This is a genomic window from Streptomyces tubbatahanensis, from assembly GCF_022699385.1.
Lineage (GTDB): Bacteria > Actinomycetota > Actinomycetes > Streptomycetales > Streptomycetaceae > Streptomyces > Streptomyces diacarni.
Map to the genome: position 1 here is coordinate 6383180 of NZ_CP093846.1, position 20921 is coordinate 6404100.

Here is a 20921-nt window from a genome sequence, read left to right on the forward strand (position 1 = left end):
CCGACGGCGGTGCCCTGTCGGGTAAAACCCCTGTTCGGCGGGTCGAAAGACGCCTGGGGCAACCGAGTTGAGTCCCATCTGTCCCATGCCGCGCACCAGAACCGCGGTTGAACGCTCTTGTCGTGCAATGCGAGAAATACTCCCCCGAAAGCAGCGGCAAGGGGAGTGCGATGGGCGGGACCGGCGGGACGATCCTCGACAGCAGGGACGACGAGCATCCCGCGTCCGGAGGGGGCGCGGCCCGGGTCCGGGCCGCCCACAGCCCGGCCGTGGTCGAGTTCAGGGTGGAGGTGCCCGGCCGCCGCGAGGCGCCGGTCGCGGCCGTCCCGGTGCGGCCCCCGGAAGTGGCGGGAGCCGGGGCCGACACCTGGACCGGTACCGAGGCCCACACCCCGGCCGAGACCTGGGCCGGTGCCGCAAGCGCCGGGCGCCCCGGCGCGGACGCCGGACATCCCCTCTGGGACGCCACCCGCCAGGGCGGTGCGCTCACCGTTGGGCAGTCCCCACCTGCGGAGGAGGCCGGGCAACCCCCGCCACCCGCTGCGACCGAACGCCCCCCGTTCCCTCGCGAGGCCGGTCCGGAGCAGACGGTCAGGCCGCCCGAGGGGGAGCCCCCGCAGGCGGCCGCCGCGGGGACCCAGCCGGAGATCCCGCTCAGCCCGGGCCGCCTGCGCCTGGTGTTCTGCGCGCTGATGCTCTCCCTGCTGCTCGCCGCGCTCGAACAGACCATCGTCGCCACGGCGCTTCCCAAGATCGTCGGCGAACTCGACGGCCTGAGCCAGATGTCCTGGGCCGTCACCGCCTACCTGCTGGCCGCGACCATCGGGCTGCCCATCTACGGCAAGCTCGGTGACCTCTTCGGCCGCAAGGGGCTCTTCCTCTTCGCCATCGCCGTCTTCACGGTCGGCTCCGCTCTCGCGGGCTGGGCGGGGTCCATGGAGACACTGATCGTCTACCGCGCCATCCAGGGCACCGGCGCGGGTGGTCTCATGATCGGCGTTCAGGCGATCATCGCGGACGTTGTGCCGCCCCGGGAGCGTGGCCGCTACATGGGGCTCATCGGAGGCGCCTTCGGGCTCGCCTCCGTGGCGGGCCCGCTGCTGGGCGGCTGGTTCACCGACGACCTCTCCTGGCGCTGGTGCTTCTGGTTCAACGTCCCCGTCGGCCTGCTGACCCTCCTGGTCACCTCCTTCGCACTCAAGCTCCCGCGCCCCCGCGTGCGCCCCCGGCTCGACGTGTTCGGCGCACTCCTGATGGCCGCCTTCTCCACCTGCCTGGTCCTGCTGACCAGCTGGGGCGGTACGACGTACGAGTGGGGCGACCGCGTCATCTGGGGTCTGGCGGCCGGAGCCGTGGTCAGTGGAGCCCTCTTCCTGGTCGCCGAGCGCTTCGCGCCCGAACCCCTGCTCCCGCTGCGGCTGTTCAAGGACTCCGTCTTCAATGTCACCGGACTCGTCGGCGTCGCCATCGGCGTCGCGCTGTTCGGCGCCGCCAGCTACCTGCCCAGCTTCCTGCAGATGGTCGAGGGCGTCAGCGCCACGACGTCCGGACTGCTGATGCTGCCGCTGATGTGCGGTGTGGTCGTCTCCTCCACGCTCTCCGGGCAGCTCATCTCCCGCACCGGGCACTACAAGATCTTCCCCATCATCGGCTGCGCGCTCTCCGCCGAAGGCATGTGGCTGCTCTCCAAGCTGGACGAGGACACCTCGCGCCAGGTCTTCGGCGTCTGGTCCGGCATCCTCGGGCTCGGCATCGGCTTCGTGCTGCCCGTCCTCGTGCTCGCCGTGCAGAACTCCGTGCGGTCCGCCGACCTCGGGGTGGCCACCAGCGCCAACAACTACTTCCGGCAGATCGGCGGCAGCGTCGGAGCGGCGCTGTTCGGCACCCTGCTCGCCGACCGGCTCGCGGAAGCGCTCGCCCGTGAACTGCCCACGGGCCAGGGCAAGCTGCCCGACCCCGAGTCCATCACCCCCCAGCTCGTGCGCGCCCTGCCCGCACCGCTGCGCGACGGCTACATCGAGGCGTACGCCGAGGCCATGCCGCGCATCTTCCTCTACCTCGTCCCTGTGCTCGTCCTCGGGCTGGCACTGTCCCTCTTCCTCAAGGAGAAACCACTGGTGTCCCAGCACACGTCCGTGCCGCAGGCCCGTACGGCCGACCCTTCCGCCGCACCGGCGCCCGAGGCCAACGGCGCGGCCCCCCGCCCGCACGCGCAGCCCTCGCCCACACCGGCGCCGTACGCCGCAGGCGTCCCGGTCTGCGGCACCGTGCGGCACCACGACGGCAGTGCCGTCCCCCGCGCGGCGCTCACTCTCGTCGACACCGGCGGCCGGCAGATCGGCCGCGGCGCGACGGGCGACGACGGACGGTACGCGCTGAGCACGCCGGGGGAGGGCGCCTACGTGCTGATCGCCGCCGCGGGCGGGCACCAGCCGCGTGCCGTCAGCGTCAGTGTGGGGGAGCGCCCCGTCGACCTCGACGTGGTGCTCGGCGGGGCGGGACGCCTGGCGGGCAGCGTGCTGACCGCCGACGGCAACCCCGTCAAGGACGCCACGGTGACGCTGACGGACGTGCGCGGCGAGGTCGTGGCCACCACCCGCAGCGGACGCGAGGGCACCTACGTCATCACCGAGCTCGTCGCCGGCGAGTACACGCTGGCCGCCAGCGCGCCCGTCTACCGTCCCGCCGCGCTGCCGATCTCCGTCCAGGCCTCCCGCGAGACCAGGCAGGACATCGAGCTGGCGGGCGGCGCGGTGCTGCGCGGCACCGTGCGGGCCAGCGGCGGGCGGCCCGTCGAGGAAGCCAGGGTCACGCTGCTGGACGCCGCGGGCAACGTCGTCGACACGGCCACGACCGGAGCGGACGGCATCTTCCGCTTCGTCGACCTCGCCTCCGGCGAGTACACGGTCGTGGCCGCCGGCTACCCGCCGGTGGCGACCGTGCTGCAGATCGCGGCCGGCGGCCGCACGGAACGCGACGTGCAACTGGGGCACGAGGACTGAGCCGGGCCGCGCCGGGCCGCGCCGGAAGGCACCGGGCGGCGGGTTCGCGGACCGGCGCGGTGCAGATCCCCCGGCCGGTCCGTTGCCGCGCCTGTGGGTGCCCCGCCCCTCCCGGCGGGCGCCCTCACCGCCCTCCAGTGGGCGCCCTCACCGCCCTCCCGGCGGGCGCCCTCGCCGCCCTCCGGTGGGCTCCCTCGCCACCCTTCGACGGGCGCCCTCGCCGCGCGGTACGGCGCGGCCTGCCGGCCGGGAACGCGCAGGTCAGCGGCGTGATGTGGGCAGGTCCTCACCCGCCCGGGTGGATTCAAGTGGTCTAAACCAGTGGAGTTATCCACAGGGGTGTCCTGGTGGGGGCCGACCGCGTAACGTTCCGGGACATGAAGATCCTCATCAGCGCCGACATGGAGGGCGCCACGGGAGTCACCTGGCCGGCGGACGTGCTGCCGGGCACCCCGCAGTGGGAACGCTGCCGGTCGATGTTCACCTCCGACGTGGACGCGGCCGTGCGCGGCTTCTTCGAGGCGGGCGCTGACGAGGTGCTCATCAACGAGGCTCACTGGTCGATGCGCAATCTGCTGCTCGAACAGCTGGATGAGCGCGCGGAGATGCTCACCGGCAGGCACAAGTCCCTCTCGATGATCGAGGGCATCCAGCACGGCGATGTCGACGGAGTCGCCTTCCTCGGCTATCACACGGGCGCGGGCAGTGAGGGCGTGCTCGCCCACACCTTCCTCGCCAACTCGCTGACCGGCGTGTGGGCCGACGGCGTGCGGGCGAGCGAGGGGTATCTCAACTCGCTGGTCACCGCGGAGTACGGCGTGCCGATCGTGCTGGTGACGGGCGACGACCGCACGGTCGAGGACGCCAAGGGGTACGCACCGGAGGCCGCGGGCGTCGCCGTCAAGGACTACGTGTCGCGGTACGCCGCCGTCTGCCGCCCGCCCGCCCGCACGGCGGCCGAGATCCGGGACGCGGCTCGCCGTGCCGCCCCCCTGGCCACCCGGCGCACCCCGCCCGCGCCCGAACCGCACACCATCGAGATCGAGTTCGACGCGGAACACCTCGTGGGCGCGGCCACCGTCGTCCCCGGCGTCGCCCGCACCGCCGAGCGCCGGGTCTCCTACACCTCGCCCAGTGCCTACGAGGCCATCCGGTGCTTCAAGGCCGTCACGACCGTCGTCTCCTCGGCGGTGGAGGAGCAGTATGGCTGAGCCGGCAGGACGACAGGCACCCGGCGCGGGCCGGCAGCGGCCCGGCCCTGACCATCTGGACGCCCAGGTCTTCGAGGAAGTGGTGAAGAACACCTCCGAGCTGATCAGGATCGACACCACCAACCGCGGCGGCGGTGAGGGCGACGAGCGGCAGGCCGCGGAGTACGTCGCCTCCCGGCTCGCCGACGCGGGGATCGAGCCGAGGCTGCTGGAGAAGAAGCCAGGACGCACCAACGTGGTCGCCAGGGTCCCGGGCAGCGACCCCTCGGCGGACGCGCTGCTGCTCCACGGCCACCTCGACGTCGTCCCCGCCGAGCCCGCCGACTGGACCGTCCACCCCTTCTCCGGAGAGGTGCGCGACGGCGTGGTGTGGGGGCGCGGCGCCATCGACATGAAGAACGCCGACGCGATGGCGCTCTCCCTGGTGCGCGCCTGGGCCCGCGCGGGCGTCAGGCCGCCCCGCGACATCGTCCTGGCCTTCACCGCCGACGAGGAGGACAGCGCGGAGTTCGGCTCCGACTTCCTCGTCGAACAGCACCCGGAGCTGTTCGAGGGCTGCACGGAGGGCATCAGCGAGTCCGGAGCCTTCACCTTCCACGCCGAGAACGGCCTGCGCCTCTACCCGGTGGCCGCCGGTGAGCGCGGGACGGCGTGGCTGAAGCTGACCGCCCACGGCAGGGCGGGGCACGGCTCCAAGGTCAACAGGGCCAACGCCGTCAGCCGGCTGGCGGCCGCCGTCAACCGTATCGGCGAGCACGAGTGGCCCGTCCGGCTCACCCCCACCGTGCGGGCCGCGCTCGCCCGCCTGGCCGAGGTGCACGGAGTGCGCCCGCTGGGCCCCGGCGCGAAGGACGCGGAGGTGGACGCGCTGCTCGCCCAGCTCGGCCGGGCCGCGGCCCTGATCGAGCCGACGGTGCGCAACAGCGCCAACCCGACGGTGCTGGAGGCCGGTTACAAGGTCAACGTCATTCCGGGGACGGCCACCGCGCGCGTGGACGGGCGCATGCTGCCGGGGGCCGAGGAGGAGTTCCACACCACGTTGGACGAGCTGAGCGGCCCCGACGTGCGCTGGGAGTTCCAGCACCGCGAGGTCCCGCTCCAGGCGCCCGTCGACTCCCCGCTGTTCGCCGCCATGAGCGAGGCGCTGGAGCACTTCGACCCGGGAGCGCATGCCGTGCCGTACTGCATGTCGGGGGGCACGGACGCCAAGCAGTTCTCCCGGCTGGGCATCGTGGGATACGGCTTCACGCCGCTGAAGCTGCCCGCGGGGTTCGACTACCAGGCGCTCTTTCACGGCGTGGACGAGCGGGTTCCCGTCGAGGCCCTGCACTTCGGTCTCCGCGTGCTCGACCGCACCCTGCTCGGTACCGGAGCCCCGGCAACGGGCACAGGGAACGCGGACCCCGCCGCGGGGGATGCCGCGCACCCGCCCACCGACCACCCGCCCGCGCGCGACGCGAACGTCCCGTCAGGAGGCTGACCACCCGTGACCTCCCAAGCCCCCTACGGCACCTGGCCCTCACCCATCGACGCGCGGACCGTCGCCGCGCACGACGGGCGGCCCGAGTTCCTCGGTTCCGTCGGCGAGGAGCTGTGGTGGACCGAGCCGCGCCCCGAGGAAGGCGGACGCCGCGCCCTGCTGCGGTGCGCCGCGGACGGACAGCCGGCCACCAGCGTGCTGCCCGCGCCGTGGAACGTGCGCAACCGCGTCATCGAGTACGGCGGCCTGCCCTGGGCGGGCGCCCCACGTTCCCGGGGCGGCCCCCTGGTCGTCTTCACCCACTTCGCCGACGAGCGGCTCTACGCCTTCGAGCCCGAAGCCCCGGACGCCGAGCCGCGCCCGCTGACCCCGCTCTCGGACGTGACGGAGGCGGGGCTGCGCTGGTGCGACCCCGTCGTGCTCCCCGAGCGGGGCGAGGTGTGGTGCGTGCTGGAGGAGTTCACCGGGGAGGCGCCGACCGAGCTGCGCAGGATGCTGGCCGCGGTCCCGCTCGACGGATCGGCCGCCGGGGACCGCACCCGCGTGCGGGAGCTGACCGGGGACGGCGACCGGTTCGTGACCGGCCCCCGCCTCGCCCCGGAAGGAGACCGCGCGGCCTGGCTCGCCTGGGACCACCCCGCGATGCCGTGGGACGGCACCCGTGTGATGACCGCGCGGATCCTCGACGACGGCACGCTCGGCACCCCGCGCGTGGTCGCCGGCGGCCCCGAGGAGTCCGTCGCCCAGGTGGAGTTCGCCCAGGACGGCTCGCTGCTCGTGGCGACGGACGCGAGCGGCTGGTGGAACCTGGCGCGGGTGGACGTCGATGCGGCCGAGGCAGCCGAAGCCGCCGAGCCGGGACGGGGCCCGACGCTTCCCCGGGTGCCGCTGTGCCCCCGCGCGGAGGAGTTCGCCGGTGCGTCGTGGAAGATCGGCCAGCGCTGGTTCGCGCCGCTGCCCGGCGGACTGGTGGCCGCGTTGCACGGACGAGGCGCCCAGCGGCTCGGCGTGCTCGACCCCCGGACGGGGGAGCTCGTCGACGCGGCAGGGCCGTGGACCGAGTGGGCGGCCTCGCTCGCCGTGGTCGACTCCCGGGTGGTGGGCATCGCCGCCAGTCCGCGCACCTCGTACGAGATCGTCGAGCTGGACACCAGGACGGGGCACACCGTCGTCCTGGCGGCCCGGCACGAGGACCACGTGGACCCGGCCTACTACCCCGAGCCGCAGATCCGTACGTTCACCGGACCCGGCGGACGGGACATCCACGCCCACCTCTACCCGCCGCACCACCCGGACCGCACCGCACCCGAGGGCGAGCTGCCGCCGTACGCGGTGTGGGTGCACGGCGGCCCCACCAGCCGCTCACCCCTGGTGCTCGACCTGGAGATCGCCTACTTCACCTCGCGCGGCATCGGAGTCGCCGAGGTCGACTACGGCGGTTCGACGGGATACGGCAGGCAGTACCGCAACCGGCTGCGGGAACAGTGGGGTGTCGTCGACGTCGAGGACTGCGCCGCGGTGGCCCGCACCCTGGCCGCCGAAGGCACCGCGGACCCGGCGCGGCTCGCCATCCGCGGCGGCAGCGCCGGCGGCTGGACCAGCGCGGCCTCCCTCACCTCTCCGCTCGCGGAGGGCGTCTACGCCTGCGCCACCATCTCCTACCCGATCCTCGACCTGGCGGGGTGGGCCACGGGGGAGACCCACGACTTCGAGTCGCGGTATCTGGAGTCCCTGGTCGGCGCGTTTGCGAAGGTGCCGGGCAGGTACCGCGAGCGCTCTCCGGTGCATGGCGCACAGCGGGTCGCGGCACCGTTCGTGCTGTTGCAGGGGCTGGACGACGTGATCTGTCCGCCCGTCCAGTGCGACCGCTTTCTGGAGGAGGTCAAGGGCCGGGGCGTCCCCCACGCCTATCTGGCGTTCGAAGGGGAGGGGCACGGTTTCCGCAGGGCCGACACCCTCGTCCGTGCGGTCGAGGCAGAACTGTCCCTGTACTCGCAGACATTCGGGCTCGCCCGCGAGGACATCCCGCAGCTGGAGCTGCGCCCATGAGCGTGCCCCCGCTGCCCGAGGGCGAGCCCGGCCCGTCCGTGGCCGATCCGCACGCCCTGCTGGAGGGCTACCTCGACTACTACCGCCGCACCCTGCTGCGCAAGGCCGCCCGGCTCTCCGAGGAGGAGCTGCGCACCAGCCGGCTCCCCTCCGGCTGGACACCACTGGAGCTGATCCGCCATCTCCAGTACGTCGAGCAGCGCTGGCTGCACTGGGGCTTCCGAGCCGAACAGGTCGCCGATCCGTGGGGTGACCGGGAGCCGGACACCGAGGCGGACCGCTGGTACGTGCCTGACGGCATGAGCGTCCAGGAGGTCCTGGAGGCGTTCACACGGCAGTGTGACCGCTCCCGGCAGGCGACGGCGGACGCGGCGCTGGACGGAAGGGCGGCGGTCGGCGGCCGCTTCCCCACCCCGGAGGAGGCCCCCAGCCTCGCCTGGATCCTCTTCCACCTGCTCCAGGAGTACGCGCGGCACGTCGGCCAGCTCGACGTGGCCGTCGAGCTGGCGGGCGGCGGCACGGGGGAGTGACATCCCACGTGTGACAGGCGGGAGCGGCGGTCCGGGGGAGGAGCCCGGGCCGGCGGTCCGAGCCGGGGCCTGGGCGGGCGGCCCGGGCGGGCGGCCTGGGCGGGCGGCCTGGGCGGGTGGGGCTCGAGCGGGTGGTCCAGGTGGGCTGTTCCCGCCTCGCCGTGGTGGTCACAGCGCCGCCACGTCGGCGAGGACACGCGCCTGCCGCATGAGGGTGATGCTGTGGTGCAGGTCGGCGTCCTCGTCCACGGACCAGAGCGCGTACTCGACGTGCCGCGCCACCGCCCAGGCGCGGACGCGGGCGACGTCTTCGCCCACGGCGTCCGCGAACAGGGCCGTGCGGTGGCGGAGTACGCGGCGCGGATCGGGGTGCGCGAACGGGGCGTCGACCTGGTCGAGCAGCGGCCACGGATCGAAGGCGGGGTCGCCCGTCATCGGTTTGGGGTCGATGGCCAGCCACGGGGTGCGGCGGGCCGACAGGGGTGCCGACAACAGGTTTCCGGGGTTGAAGTCGCCGTGCAGGACCACCGTGCGGGCGGCGGTGGACGGCAGTGTGCGGTACAGCCGCTCCGCAAGCCGGAAGAGACCTGCGTCCAGTGCGGCGGGCCATGCCCTGGCGGCCTGCCGTTCGGCCACGCGGGCCCAGCCGTCCGTGATGTCCGCCAGCGCGTCGACCCCGAGCTCGGCGGCCTTGGCCGCGTCGGCGGACCACAGGCGGCGCAGCACCTCGGCGGCCGACAGCAGGCGGTCCTCGGCAGGCAGGTGGTCGGAGCGGCCCAGCTCGGCGCCGGGTTCGACTCGCTCCAGCAGCAACGCGTAGTCCTCCGCGTCCTGTTCGTGCACGCGGACGGCGCCGTCGCCGTTCCACAGGCTGAGCGCGGTGCCCTCCGTGCGGGCTTCCGGGTGGGGCCACGTCAGCTTGAGTACGGCTCGGCTGCCGTCCGCTCGTTCGGCAGGGGCCACCCAGGAACAGCTGCCGCCGTGGAAGGGCGCTCCCAGACGCAGTCGCCACCGTGCGCGCATCTTCTCGACGAGCGCGGGCAGGCCGGTGAGCCACGCGCGTCCGCTGTCCGTGCGGCTCATGTCGGTGAGCACCGGCAGAGTCCGCGGGAAGAGGGCAGCCGGTGCCGCGCTCCAGAGTGCCGAACTTGCGAGTGCCGAGCGCCGGGGGGAGGCGGAAGGGCTGGGCCGCGGAGGGGAGGGGGTGTGTGCCTCGGAGGAGAGGTCGGTCACGGCACAGTCCTTGATGGTCGAGGGACGACGGTTGAGCAACGACGGTCGAGGGACGAGGGTTGAGGGACGAAGGCGAGCTGCGGTGGTGGTCGTGGGGAAGCCCGCCCGCCACCGCTTCGGCCGGTACGGCCTGGGCCCCACCGTAGGGGGACGCCTTTCGTTCGTGTGTTCGCGGACTCGCGCGTGGGCGCTTCACTCCTTCGGGTACGGTCACCGCATGACGAGTGCCGCCTCCGGTACCAACGAGCCCCGCCGCTCTCCTGTCGTGCGCCTCGTGCGCGTGTCCGAGCACGCTGCCGCCGCGGCGGCGCCAGGTGCGCAGGAACCGCTCTCCGCGGAAGAGCGCGAGCGTGCCGCCAAGTTCGTACGGCAGGCCGACCGCGACCGCTATCTGGTCGCGCACCTGGCGCTGCGCGAGGAGCTGGGCAGGCTGCTCGGCCTCGCCCCACAGGACGTGCCGTTCACCCGTGCCGACTGCCCTGTGTGCGACGGTCCGCACGGGCGGCCGTCCGTGCCTGGAGACCCGGTGCACTTCTCCCTCTCGCACGCCGGTGACCTGGTGGCGCTGGCGTTCGCCGCCGCACCCGTCGGTGTGGACGTGGAGCAGCATCCGTCCGTCGCCGCCGCCATCCAGACCGCGTCCGCGCTCCACCCGAGCGAGCAGACCGAACTGGCCGCCCTCGCGCCGGACGCGCTGCCCGCCGCGTTCGCCCGTTGCTGGACGCGTAAGGAGGCCTATCTGAAAGGCACCGGGGCGGGTCTGGGGGAGGACCCCGCCCTCACGTACGTCAGCTCGCTGGAGCGGCCCGCCCGGGTCCCCGGCTGGCAGTTGGCCGATCTGGCGGTGCCGGATGGTTACGCGGCTGCGAGCGCACTGCGGCAGAGCGAGGCGCGCGGTGAGGGCACGGACGCCGCCTCGCGGACGGGATCGCCGACGGAAGCGCCGACGGGATCGCTGACGGAAGCGCCGACGGGATCGCCGACGGAAGCGCCGCCGGGAGCGCCGCCCGGGCGTGGGCCGGGGGAGAGCGAGTCGCGATGAGCCGGCGCACCGTAGTGATCGAGGCGCCCGCCAATCTGGGGCTGCGCCCTCCGGCGCCCGGCACCGTGCCGGGCTGCGGCAAACTGCCGGGTGCCCTGCGCGACCAGGGGCTGCCTCGTGCGCTCGACGCCGTGGACGGCGGGGTCGTCGTCGCTCCCCGGTACGACCTGGGCGGGTGGGAGCCGGGCGACGGGGTCTTCCACGCGGAGCAACTGGCCGGATACGCCCGCCGCCTCGCCGACCGGCTCGAAGGGCACGTACGTGCGGGCGACTTCCCCGTCGTGCTGGGGGGCGACTGCTCTATCGTGCTGGGCACCGCGCTGGCGCTGCGCCGCGTCGGGCGCTACGGCCTCGCCTATCTCGACGGGCACGACGACTTCCGGCACCCGGGAAACTCGGCGCGGATCGGCGCGGCGGGTGGCGAGGCCCTGGCGCTGGCCACCGGGCGGGGGCAGCGCGACCTGGCCGACCTGGAGGGGCGGGGTCCGCTCGTGCGGGACGCCGATGTGGCGCTGCTGGGGCTGCGGGACCCGGAGAACGAACCGGAGAACGTGTTCGACGAACTCGCGGAGCACGGGATCGCACACGCGGCCGTCGCGGCCGTGCGTGAGCGCGGCCCCCAGGCCGTGGCGCGCGAGGCCCTCGACCGGCTGGAGTCGGGCGGCCGCGACGGCTTCTGGGTGCACCTGGACGCCGACGTGCTCGACCCGACCGTGCTGCCCGCGGTGGACAGCGCCGAGCCCGGCGGCCTCTTCCCGGGAGAACTGCGCGCTCTCCTCGCACCGTTGGTGGCGTCACCGCGCTGCGCGGGCTTCCAGCTGACGGTCTACGACCCGGACAGGGACGCGGCGGAGATGCCAGGTGCGCGACTTCTCGCCGAACTGCTGACCGAGGTGCTGCGCTGAGGCGACCCCTCGGCGCGCAAGAGCCGAGGGCACCGGCCGACGCGGACCGCCCTGCTCCGTCGCGGACAGCCGGCATGCTCCGCAACCAGCCGGGGGAGGCGCGGCGGCGGAGAGGCGCGGAAAGGATCTGGCGCACGCGGGGCCGAGCGTGTTCCATGGTCATCGGGGGTCCCGGTCAGGCGGCGGCGCCCGTGGACGACGCGTGAAGAAGCGAGGTTGCCCGTGGCCACGACCGTACGACGCAGCACCCGGACCCTGCCCGTCGCGCCACTCGGCCCCGAGAACCCGCTGCCCGCGCTGCTGCCGCTGGACGAGGCCCACACCCTGGAGGAGTCCGAACGCGCCGCGCTGCCCGCCGAGATGGCCCGCCAGGTCGAATACGGCCCGCTGCGCTCGGTGCTGCCTGCCCGGGTGTTCGACGGTTACGGGCGGCGGCGCGCCCCTGCCCCGCTCGACACCCTGGTCCTGGAGAACGACCGCCTGTGCGTCACCGTTCTCCCGGGCCTCGGCGGGCGCGTGGCCTCGCTCTTCCACAAGCCGAGCGGCCAGGAACTCCTCTACGCCAACCCGGTCTTCCAGCCGGCCGACTTCGCCCTCAACGGCGCCTGGTACTCGGGAGGCATCGAGTGGAACATCGGTGCGACGGGGCACACGACGCTCTCCTGCGCTCCCCTGCACGCGGCGCGCGTGCCCGCACCCGGAGGGGACGGCGCGATGGTGCGGCTGTGGGAGTGGGAGCGGCTGCGCGACACCCCGTTCCAGGTGGACCTGTGGCTGCCCGACGAGTCCGACTTCCTGTACGTGGGCGCCCGTATCCGCAATCCGCACGACCGCACCGTGCCGGTCTACTGGTGGTCGAACATCGCCGTCCCCGAGGACGAGGGCACACGCGTTCTCGCACCCGCCGAGGAGACCTGGTACTTCGCCTACGAGCGCCGGCTGCGCCGCATCCCCGTTCCCGAGTGGCGCGGCACGGACCTCAGTTATCCGCTGCACAGCCGGTTCCCCGCCGACTACTTCTACGAGGTGCCCGAGGGCGCCCGCAAGTGGATCGCCTCGCTCGATGAGAAGGGGCAGGGACTCGTCCAGACCTCCACGGACGTGCTGCGCGGCCGCAAGCTGTTCGTCTGGGGCTCGGGTCCGGGCGGCAGGCGCTGGCAGCGGTGGCTGACGGAGCCCGGCACGCCGGGATACGTCGAGATCCAGGCGGGTCTGGCACGCACCCAGCTCGAACACGTCCCGCTGGAGGCGGGCGGTGAGTTCGCCTGGCTGGAGGCCTACGGTCCGCTGGCCACCGACCCCGCCGCCGTCCACGGCGCCGACTGGGCGGCGGCGCGCGGCCACACCGAGGAGCGGCTGGAGGCCGCGCTGCCCCGGTCCTGCGTGGAGGAGGCGTACGAGGCGTGGCGGCCGTACGCCGACGCCGACCCCGAGGGGGAGCCGCTGGCGGTCGGCTCGGGATGGGGCGCGCTGGAGGTGCAGCGCGGCGGATTCACGCTGCCCGGCACCCCGTTCGCGGCGGAGACGATGGGTGAGGAGCAGCGGCCGTGGGCGGAGCTGCTGCGCACCGGTGCGCTGCCGTGCGGGCCCGCGGGCAGCCCGCCGGGGCCCACGCTGGTCGCGGCCGAGTGGCGGGAGCTGCTGGAGTCCGCGCACGCCGCGAAGGGGGCGGCCCGGCACGAGTTGGACCACCACCTGGGTGTCGCGCAGTGGCACGCGGGGGACCGGTCCCAGGCGGTGCGCAGTTGGGAACGCTCCCTCGACTCCGCGCAGGGGGGCGCGCGCTGGCCGGCGCTGCGCTGTCTGGCCGTCGCCGACCAGCAGGAGGGGAACACGGCCCGCGCGGCCCAGCGAAGCCTCGACGCCGTCACGGACGCGCGCAAGAGCCTGGACGCCGGCCGGGTCCCGGCGAGGGCGGCGCTGGGCGCGCTCGCGCGCGAAGCGGTCGAGGCGCTGCTGGCCGCGGACCGCCCCGGCGAGGCGGCCGCCGTGCTGGACGAGCTCCCCGCGGCCGAGCGCGAGCGGGGGCGTTTCCGGCTGCTGCGCGCCCGCGTCCTGCTGGCGCGGGGTGACATCGCGGGCGCCCGCGCCGTCTTCGACAGCGACTTCGAGGTGGAGGACCTGCGCGAGGGCGAGGAAGTGCTGAGCGACACCTGGGCGGCGCTGACGGACGAACCCCTGCCGGACCGCTACGACTTCCGCATGCGTCCCTAGCCCCGCAGAGCCGCCGCCGGCAGCCCCGCGGCCCTCGGGCGGGGCTGGCGGCGGGGGCGGCTCGCGACCGCCGCGTGCGTCACATGCCTGGAAGGGACCTCACTCCGGGGCGTCCTTCCTGTCCATGTACTCGAAGACGCTGCCGTCCGGGTGGCGGGCCACCAGACTGCGGCCGATGGGCGTGGACTTGGGGCCCGCGATGATCTGGGCTCCCACGGTGTGCAGGTCGGCCAGCGCGTCGTCGACGTCCTTCACGGCGAGCGTCGCCTTGATCTTGCTGAGCACCTCCAAGTGCCCTTCGGGGCCGCTCATCAGGAAGAACGGGCCCACGGCTGCGACCTCCACCGAGCCGTTCTCGAAGCGCGCCGCCTCGGTACCCGCCAGCCGCTCGTACACCGGTACCGCGGCGTCCAGATCGTCGACGCAGATACGCAGCGAGGTCCCCAGAATATCCATGGCCCTACCCTAGGACGGGCCGCGGGCCCCGCCGAAACCCGGCGAGGGGCGGGGAGTTGCCCCGTACGGCGTTTCCGTTCACACGTGGCAGAGGATCTCGCCGTGGACGACGGTGAACCAGCCGTCCTCTTCCGCGCCCCAGGTCCGCCACGCCTCGGCGACGCGGCGCAGTTCCTGCCGGGTGGCCAGGCCGGACTCCACCGCGACGGTGGCGTAGCGGGAGTCCACCGTGCGGTCCGCCCACAGCCCGCTCCACCAGGCGCGTTCCCCGGGTGAGGCGAAGCACCAGGTGCCGGTGGTGATCTCGACATCGGCGAAGCCCGCCTGCCGCGCCCACGCGTGCAGTCGGCGTCCGGCGTCAGGCTCGCCGCCGTTGGCCCGGGCGACCCGCCGGTAGAGGTCCAGCCACTCGTCCATGCCGGGCACCTGCGGGTACCAGAACATTCCGCCGTAGTCCGCGTCGCGGGCGGCGACCACTCCGCCGGGCGCGCACACCCGGCGCATCTCGCGCAACGCGGTGACGGGGTCGCCGACGTGCTGGAGGGTCTGGTGCGCGTGGACCACCTCGAAGCTGTCGTCGGGGAAGTGGAGAGCGTGGACGTCGCCTGTCGTGAACTCCGTGTTGCTCACCCCGCGTTCCGCCGCCGTCTCGCGGGCCTGGGCCAGTACGCCCTCGGCGGCGTCGAGTCCGGTGACCGTGCCCTGTGGCACCAGGGTGGCGAGGTCGGCCGTGATGGTGCCGGGCCCGCAGCCGACGTCCAGGACGCGGTGGTCCGGGCGCACCGCGCCGAGCAGGTAGGCAGCGGAGTTGTCGGCGGTGCGCCAGCGGTGCGAGCGCAGGACGGACTCGTGGTGGCCGTGGGTGTATACGGCGGTCTCGTGTGCCATGTGGGCAGCCTAACGAGTCGTCTTGCCATGTGAGCAACCATCTTTCACATGGTGGACACGGGTGGGCGCGCAGCCGAGGCCTGTGGCTGCTGTGCGCCCTGGTGGATGGCCTGGCACACGGCTGGTTTGCCCTGCGCGACGCGGGGCACCCGGGCGCCCGTGCTTCGGCAAGAAGGCACACCCGCGGGTAAGACGCGCGCGCCTCAGGGTCGTTCGTGCCCCGCCGGTGCTCGCTCCCGCGGTGTCCGTCCGACGACGTGACCGGGAGGGGAGCACAGCCGATGACCCTTCGTACGAAGCGCTCGAGGCACCCGCACGATGACGCGCCCGACACCGCGGAGGATTTCCGCCGTATCGCCGCGCTGCCTGACGGGCCCGAGAAGGAAGAGCTGCGCCGGCGTGTGGTGCGGGCCTGGATGCCGATGGCCGGGCGGCTGGCCCGGCACTTCCGCAACCGGGGTGAGGCGCTGGAAGACCTCCAGCAGGTCGCCGCGCTCGGCCTGGTCAAGGCCGTCGCCCGGTACGACATCTCGCGCGGCTGCGCGTTCGAGAGCTTCGCCGTGCCGACCATCGTCGGCGAGGTCAAGCGGCACTTCCGCGACCACATGTGGGGGCTGCACGTGCCCCGGCGCGTGCAGGAGCTCCGCAACCGGGTCCGCGTCAGCCAGCGCGAGCTCAGCCACTCGCTCGACGGGCGCACCCCTTCCGTGCGGCGGATCGCCGAGCACGCCGGGCTGCGGGAGGAGGACGTGCTGCTCGGCATGGAGGCGCTGGAGAGCTACAGCACGCTGTCACTGGACGCGCAACTTCCCGGCGCGGACGACGGGTACTCCCTCGTCGACACACTTGGCAGCTCCGAACCCGGCTTCGACCAGGTCGTCTACCGCGAGGCGGTCAAACCGCGCCTGCAGAGGCTGCCGGAGCGCGAACGGCGCATCCTCTACCTGCGCTTCTTCTGCGACATGACGCAGAGCCGGATCGCCGAACAGCTCGGTATCTCGCAGATGCACGTCTCCCGGCTCATCAGCCGCACGTGCAGCCGCATCCACCACGAGGTGGAGGCCGACCGGCGCCTCGAACGCGGGGCGCCCGGCGCGGCGAGGCCCGGCGCCCACGGTCACGACGGCCAGGGGGCCCAGGCAACCCAGGAGGCCCAGGAAGTCGAGGTGTCCGACGCCTCGGAGTCGGACGTGCGGGTGACGAGGCGGGGCCCGGGAGCCGAACCCGCGCCCTGTGGCGCCCGCAGCGCCGCCCGCGAGGGCGACGGGCGGCGTAAGGACCTGCGCCGGTACGCGGCTCATCGCCGTACGAACACCAACACGCGCGCCGGCACCAAGACGCGCGCCGACACCAAGACGCGCACGAACACCAAGACGCGCGCCAACACCGTCGCGGACGGCAGCCGGGAGCACCGGCAGGCCTCCGGGACGGGCGGGCACGCCCGACGCGCGCACACCCCGGCTCCGGTCACGGCCCGCGGCTGAGAACCCGGAGCCCCGTCCCGGACGGGAGCGCGGCCGGCCGCCGAGACGCCGGTGCTCCGGCACGGTGCCTCCGTGTCGGCGATGCCGGTGTCACCGCCGTCTGCGAAGGTGTACACAAGACGGTTGTCTGATCTACGGGTAGGCGGCACATATGCGGCGCACTGGCCAGGGGAGCGGAGGGGGCGCGGGCCCGCGCCCCCTGGCCGGCCTGGCCGCCGTGCGGGAGTCCGCGTGCGGGTACTGGCGGCGTCGCGGCCTGCCGACCGAGCCGGCGCAGGTGGCAGTGGCCCCCGCGGCGCCACTGCTGCTGCTCGCCGTCCTGGCGGCCGCGGGCAGACAGGAGCGGCCGGGTGCGGCGGGCGTGCTCCTGCCGCACCCGTGCGCGTCGTGGTACGCGCCGCAGGCGCACCTGCTGGGCCAGCCGGTGCGCACGGTGCCGGTGCCCGCCGAGTGCGGCGGTGTGCCCGATCCCTTCGCGCTGCTGGAGACGGTGCGCAGGGCGCGTGCGGCCGGGGAGGCGCCGCGCGCGCTGGTGCTCTCCGTCGCCGACGACGTCACGGGCACGGCCGCACCGCCCGAACTGCTGCACGAGGTGTGCGAGGCGGCCGTCGCCGAAAACCTGCTGCTGGTCAGCGACGAGACGTGGCGCGACACCGCGCACGCCGCGGGAGACACCGTCGTGGTCAGTCCGGCCCAGATGCTGGCGGAGGCGGGCCGTCCCGAGCAGGTGGTGGTCCTCACCGACCTCACCGACCTCGGAGCCGCGCTGGCGCAGCCCGACCTGCGCGCGGGTGTCGCGCGGTTCTCCGCCACGCGCGACGGCGCACTCCTCGGCGAACAGGTGTACGAGGTATTGGGCCTGCTCGGCTCGGGGCTGTCGGAGCGGGCGGCGGAAGCGGCCGAGGCGGCGCTGTCCGAGCCCGCTCAGCTGTGCTCCCGCCGGGACGCCGACGCCCGTCGGCACGGCCGGCTGGCCGGCATGCTCCACGGGGCGGTCACCGAGGCCGGAGCCACCTGCCGCCCGCCCCACGTGGGCCGGCACCTCTACGCCGACCTGGACCAGCTCAGGACCCGGCTCGCCGCGCGCGGCATCACCGACGCGCCGGGCCTGGAGGCGGAGCTGGTGCGGCGTCTCGGGCCGTACGCGGAGGGCGGGCACCGCTTCGGTGACGATCCACGTGAGCTGCGGGTGCGGCTGTCGAGCGAGGTGCTCGGCGGCGCCTCGCCCCGCCCCTCCGCCGCCGTCGCCCCGGTAGCCCCCACCGTCTCCTCCACCGGCACGGGGCCTGCCGACGCCGGGCCGGTGCCCGGGGCACGGCAGCGCGGCCCCGCGGGGCCGGTGCCGGAGGAATCGCCGGGCGCGGCCGAGGCGTTGGCACAGGTGCAGTCGGTGCTGGCCGACCTCACGGATGGGAGCCCTCTCTAGATGACCGATCGGACCGGGCAGCGTTCTGAGCGCTCTTCCACTGCCGCGTCCCCGTCGGGCGAGAGCCCGGCACGGGAAGGGGCCGCTCCCCCCAGCGCCCCGTCGACCGGTACGGCCTCGCCGGGCGGGCCCACCCCCGGTACACCGTCGAGCGGCGGGCCCACCCCCGACTCCCCGTCGACTGGCGCGCTCCCGGACGGCCCCCCGCCTGACAGCCCCCCGTCGGGCGGTGAGCCGTCGGAAAGACCGGCGTCCGCCTGCGGCGCGGCCCGCCACGGGCCGACCGACGTGCTCCTGCGGCCGCCGCCGCCCGCCGTGTCCCCGCCGCGCCCCGTGGGGGCGCGGCGCATGTGGCCGCGCTCCTTCGCCGACCGGCTGACCTCGCCGCTGCCCGGTGTCCGCGCGCTGGCCCGGCTGGCCAGGGAGGGCGCGGTGCGGCCGGTCTCCTCCGCGCTGGCCGAGGAGATCCCCAAGCTGCCCTTCGCGCCGGGCCCGATGCCGGATCCGGGGCCCGACACCGTCGCCGTCACCTGGGCGGGGCACGCCAGCTGGGTGGTGCGCATCGGCGGTCTGACGGTGCTGACCGACCCGGTCTGGTCGCGGAAGATCCTGGGTACGCCCGCCCGGGTCACCCCGGTGGGCGTCGCCTGGCAGGACCTGCCGACGGTGGACGCGGTCGTCATCTCCCACAACCACTACGACCACCTGGACGCGCCGACGCTGCGCAGGCTGCCGCGTGACACGCCTCTCTTCGTCCCCGCGGGGCTGGGCGGCTGGTGCCGCAAGCGCGGCTTCACCACCGTCACCGAGCTGGACTGGTGGGAGGGCGCCGAGCTGCCGTCTCCCGCTGGCTCGTCCCGGGCGCAGCCGGGGGGCGGCAGGGTCCGCTTCGACTTCGTGCCGGCGCACCACTGGTCCAAGCGCTCCCTGACCGACACCTGCCGCTCACTGTGGGGCGGCTGGGTGCTGACCGACCGGCACAAGCAGCGGGTGTACTTCGCGGGCGACACCGGGTACGGGCACTGGTTCGGTGAGATCGGCCGCCGTTTTCCGGGCATCGATCTGGCGCTGCTGCCGATCGGCGCCTACGACCCGCGCTGGATGCTGCGTCCGGTGCACACGGATCCGGAGGAGGCGGTGCGCGCCTGCCAGGATCTGGGGGCGCGCCGGATGGCGCCGATGCACTGGTCCACGTTCCTGCTCTCGGAGGAGCCCCCGCTGGAGCCGCTGACCCGGGTACGGGCCGCCTGGCGCAAGGCGGAGCTCCCGCGCGAGGACCTGTGGGACCTTCCGGTGGGCGCCTCCCGCGTCCTGGAACCCGCGCACCCCTAGCCACAGGGCGCCGCAGCCACAGGGCGCCGCAGCCACAGGGCGCCGCAGCCACAGGGCCGGGGCGGCGCGTCACTGCTGCTCGGAGGTGCGCGGCCCCCGCACCCGGCGCCACAGCGAGGGAGCGACACTGACGAGCACCGTCAGGGCGACGGCCGCCGCCACGCCCTCCCAGGGGCGGGGGAAGAGCGAGCCGCCCGCCACGCCGATGAGCTGGTAGACCGCCGACCAGGCCAGGCACGCCAGCACGTCGCCGCGCGCGAACTCCCGCATGCGCATGCGCGCCAGCAGGCAGGCGAGCATCACCGGGATGCGTCCCGCGGGCACCAGCCGGGAGACGACCAGCACGGCGACTCCGTGTTCGCGCAGTTTCCGGTCTGCCTGGGCCAGCCGCTCGGGCGCGGCCCGCTCGCGCAGTGCCGACAGCCAGCGGGAGCCGTTCTTGGAGCCGACGCCCCGCTTGCCCAGCCAGTAGAGGCCGAGGTCGCCCAGGAAGGCGGCGAGGGAGGAGATGCCGAAGACGCTCAGCAGCGCGAACACCGGCAGGCTCTGGTGGAGTGCCACCACGGCTGCTCCGCTGACCAGCGCGCCTGTCGGTACGACGGGCACCAGGGAGCCGAGGACGATCAGCAGGAACAGCGAGGGGTAGCCCAGGGCCTGCTGGGTCGCCTCGGGGGGCCTGACCACCGCGTCGGAGAGGGTCTCGGCGACCGTCGCCAGCCCGCCCAGGCCCGAGCCCAGGTCCGCCGTGGCGCCCGCACTCAGGCTGGTCAGGCCCGCGCTCAGTCCGTCGGTGAGCGCACCGTTCACCTGTCCGCCTCCAGCCGCACGCACTCGCCGTGCCCCAGCAGATGCACCGTGACGTCGGGTGCGGGGTGGGTGGCCAGCCGTTTGAATTCGAGGCCGGGGGAGTGGAACTCGTGCGGCCTGACCGCGTCCATACCGACCGGCCAATATGTGCCGAAGTGCACCGGTACCGCGCTGCGCGGCCGCAGCCGCGCCAGGGCCTCGGCCGCCCGGCCCGCGTCCAGGTGGTCGGCGCCCAGGAACGGGCCCCAGCCGCCGACGGGCAGCAGCGCCGTGTCGACCGGGCCGACGGCCTGTGCCATGCCCTCGAACAGCCCGGTGTCCCCGGCGAAGTAGGTGCGCTCCTCGCCCTCGATGACGTATCCCAGCGCGGGGACGGCGTGCCGCCCCACCGGCAGCCTGCGGCCGTCGTGCGAGGCGGGCACCGCTCGCACGGTCACGGGCCCGGCCTCCACCGTCTGGTCCGGCGCCACCTCGGTCAGCTCCAGCCGCCGCGCCACCCGCCGCAGCCCCGGCACGGCGCGCCGCGCGCCGAGCGGCAGCACGACGCGGGTGCCCTCGGTCAGCCTGGCGAGCGACCCGAGGTGCAGGTGGTCGGCGTGCAGGTGCGAGATGAGGACCAGGTCGGCCCGTGCCGCCTGCGGCGGCGGCAGCGCGCCCCGCCTGCGGCGCAGATGAGCCAGGCGGCGCACCAGCAGCGGATCGGTGAGCACCGTGACCCCCGAGTCCCGCACGGTGGCCGTGGCGTGTCCCCACCAGGTGATCTCGACCGGCACGTGCGCTCCTCCTCCCGCTCGCTGGTCCGTCCTGCTCGCGGTTCCCGTCGCCGGGTGTCCGCTGGGTACGAGCCTAAGCGTGCGATGGC

At 74.3% G+C, this 20921-nt stretch carries 15 protein-coding genes and 1 pseudogene; 11 read left to right on the forward strand and 5 right to left on the reverse strand.

The genetic code is table 11. From position 1 onward, the window contains the following. Positions 1-170 precede the first annotated feature (170 nt). From MMF93_RS27385 to MMF93_RS27405, 5 genes are all read left to right on the forward strand, one after another. On the forward strand, positions 171-3002 hold the full coding sequence (locus tag MMF93_RS27385; RefSeq protein WP_242755616.1) for an MFS transporter: 2832 nt from the start codon (positions 171-173) through the stop codon (positions 3000-3002). Positions 3003-3379: 377 nt separating this feature from the next. Beyond that, positions 3380-4213, forward strand: a complete 834-nt coding sequence (locus MMF93_RS27390; protein WP_242755618.1) for a M55 family metallopeptidase — start codon at positions 3380-3382, stop codon at positions 4211-4213. Continuing rightward, positions 4206-5693 carry a M20/M25/M40 family metallo-hydrolase gene (locus tag MMF93_RS27395; RefSeq protein ID WP_242755620.1) on the forward strand — a complete coding sequence of 496 codons (1488 nt, stop codon included), beginning with the start codon at positions 4206-4208 and terminating at the stop codon, positions 5691-5693. The genes MMF93_RS27390 and MMF93_RS27395 overlap by 8 nt, the downstream gene beginning before the upstream one ends. Before the next feature lie 6 nt (positions 5694-5699). After that, positions 5700-7742 carry a prolyl oligopeptidase family serine peptidase gene (locus tag MMF93_RS27400; protein WP_242755622.1) on the forward strand — a complete coding sequence of 681 codons (2043 nt, stop codon included), beginning with the start codon at positions 5700-5702 and terminating at the stop codon, positions 7740-7742. Beyond that, on the forward strand, positions 7739-8272 hold the full coding sequence (locus MMF93_RS27405) for a DinB family protein (RefSeq protein ID WP_242755624.1): 534 nt from the start codon (positions 7739-7741) through the stop codon (positions 8270-8272). Before MMF93_RS27400 ends, MMF93_RS27405 begins: the two co-directional genes overlap by 4 nt. A 168-nt stretch (positions 8273-8440) precedes the next feature. On the opposite strand, the gene MMF93_RS27410 is transcribed toward MMF93_RS27405, so the two are convergent. Continuing rightward, the gene (locus MMF93_RS27410; protein WP_242755626.1) at positions 8441-9355 is read right to left on the reverse strand and encodes an aminoglycoside phosphotransferase family protein; all 915 of its coding nucleotides are present in this window, start codon (positions 9353-9355) and stop codon (positions 8441-8443) included. 367 nt (positions 9356-9722) lie between these two features. Between MMF93_RS27410 and MMF93_RS27415 the strand changes: the two genes are divergently transcribed. From MMF93_RS27415 to MMF93_RS27425, 3 genes are all read left to right on the forward strand, one after another. After that, the gene (locus MMF93_RS27415) at positions 9723-10547 is read left to right on the forward strand and encodes a 4'-phosphopantetheinyl transferase family protein (protein ID WP_242755628.1); all 825 of its coding nucleotides are present in this window, start codon (positions 9723-9725) and stop codon (positions 10545-10547) included. Continuing rightward, entirely contained in the window at positions 10544-11452 is a 909-nt protein-coding gene (locus MMF93_RS27420; protein WP_242755630.1) for an arginase family protein, read from the forward strand. The genes MMF93_RS27415 and MMF93_RS27420 overlap by 4 nt, the downstream gene beginning before the upstream one ends. Positions 11453-11674: 222 nt before the next feature. Further along, positions 11675-13666, forward strand: coding sequence for a DUF5107 domain-containing protein (locus tag MMF93_RS27425; RefSeq protein ID WP_242755632.1), 1992 nt, complete (start codon positions 11675-11677; stop codon positions 13664-13666). Positions 13667-13765: 99 nt separating this feature from the next. On the opposite strand, the gene MMF93_RS27430 is transcribed toward MMF93_RS27425, so the two are convergent. Both MMF93_RS27430 and MMF93_RS27435 read right to left on the reverse strand, forming a co-directional pair. After that, on the reverse strand, positions 13766-14122 hold the full coding sequence (locus tag MMF93_RS27430; RefSeq protein ID WP_242755634.1) for a VOC family protein: 357 nt from the start codon (positions 14120-14122) through the stop codon (positions 13766-13768). Between the two features lie 78 nt (positions 14123-14200). After that, a complete protein-coding gene (locus MMF93_RS27435; RefSeq protein ID WP_242755636.1) occupies positions 14201-15010 on the reverse strand; it encodes a methyltransferase domain-containing protein in 810 nt (269 codons plus the stop codon). 281 nt (positions 15011-15291) lie between these two features. Between MMF93_RS27435 and MMF93_RS27440 the strand changes: the two are divergent. The 3 genes and pseudogenes from MMF93_RS27440 to MMF93_RS27450 all read left to right on the forward strand — a co-directional run. Then, positions 15292-16077, forward strand: a pseudogene (locus tag MMF93_RS27440) (SigB/SigF/SigG family RNA polymerase sigma factor); the annotation flags it as partial. A 568-nt stretch (positions 16078-16645) separates the two neighbouring features. Next, a complete protein-coding gene (locus tag MMF93_RS27445) occupies positions 16646-17920 on the forward strand; it encodes an aminotransferase class I/II-fold pyridoxal phosphate-dependent enzyme (RefSeq protein ID WP_242755638.1) in 1275 nt (424 codons plus the stop codon). After that, the gene (locus MMF93_RS27450) at positions 17921-19252 is read left to right on the forward strand and encodes an MBL fold metallo-hydrolase (protein ID WP_423835538.1); all 1332 of its coding nucleotides are present in this window, start codon (positions 17921-17923) and stop codon (positions 19250-19252) included. It abuts the gene before it with no gap. A gap of 69 nt (positions 19253-19321) precedes the next feature. On the opposite strand, the gene MMF93_RS27455 is transcribed toward MMF93_RS27450, so the two are convergent. Both MMF93_RS27455 and MMF93_RS27460 read right to left on the reverse strand, forming a co-directional pair. Beyond that, positions 19322-19978, reverse strand: coding sequence for a DedA family protein (locus tag MMF93_RS27455; RefSeq protein WP_423835636.1), 657 nt, complete (start codon positions 19976-19978; stop codon positions 19322-19324). A 77-nt stretch (positions 19979-20055) separates the two neighbouring features. After that, positions 20056-20832, reverse strand: coding sequence for an MBL fold metallo-hydrolase (locus tag MMF93_RS27460; protein WP_114022909.1), 777 nt, complete (start codon positions 20830-20832; stop codon positions 20056-20058). Positions 20833-20921 lie beyond the last annotated feature (89 nt).

Bases quoted from the DNA above. Each gene is read 5' to 3' on its own strand.
- MMF93_RS27385 (WP_242755616.1), top strand. From the start codon at position 171: ATGGGCGGGACCGGCGGGACGATCCTCGACAGCAGGGACGACGAGCAT.
- MMF93_RS27390 (WP_242755618.1), top strand. From the start codon at position 3,380: ATGAAGATCCTCATCAGCGCCGACATGGAGGGCGCCACGGGAGTCACC.
- MMF93_RS27395 (WP_242755620.1), top strand. From the start codon at position 4,206: ATGGCTGAGCCGGCAGGACGACAGGCACCCGGCGCGGGCCGGCAGCGG.
- MMF93_RS27405 (WP_242755624.1), top strand. From the start codon at position 7,739: ATGAGCGTGCCCCCGCTGCCCGAGGGCGAGCCCGGCCCGTCCGTGGCC.
- MMF93_RS27410 (WP_242755626.1), bottom strand. From the start codon at position 9,355: ATGAGCCGCACGGACAGCGGACGCGCGTGGCTCACCGGCCTGCCCGCG.
- MMF93_RS27415 (WP_242755628.1), top strand. From the start codon at position 9,723: ATGACGAGTGCCGCCTCCGGTACCAACGAGCCCCGCCGCTCTCCTGTC.
- MMF93_RS27420 (WP_242755630.1), top strand. From the start codon at position 10,544: ATGAGCCGGCGCACCGTAGTGATCGAGGCGCCCGCCAATCTGGGGCTG.
- MMF93_RS27430 (WP_242755634.1), bottom strand. From the start codon at position 14,122: ATGGATATTCTGGGGACCTCGCTGCGTATCTGCGTCGACGATCTGGAC.
- MMF93_RS27435 (WP_242755636.1), bottom strand. From the start codon at position 15,010: ATGGCACACGAGACCGCCGTATACACCCACGGCCACCACGAGTCCGTC.
- MMF93_RS27445 (WP_242755638.1), top strand. From the start codon at position 16,646: ATGCGGCGCACTGGCCAGGGGAGCGGAGGGGGCGCGGGCCCGCGCCCC.
- MMF93_RS27450 (WP_423835538.1), top strand. From the start codon at position 17,921: ATGACCGATCGGACCGGGCAGCGTTCTGAGCGCTCTTCCACTGCCGCG.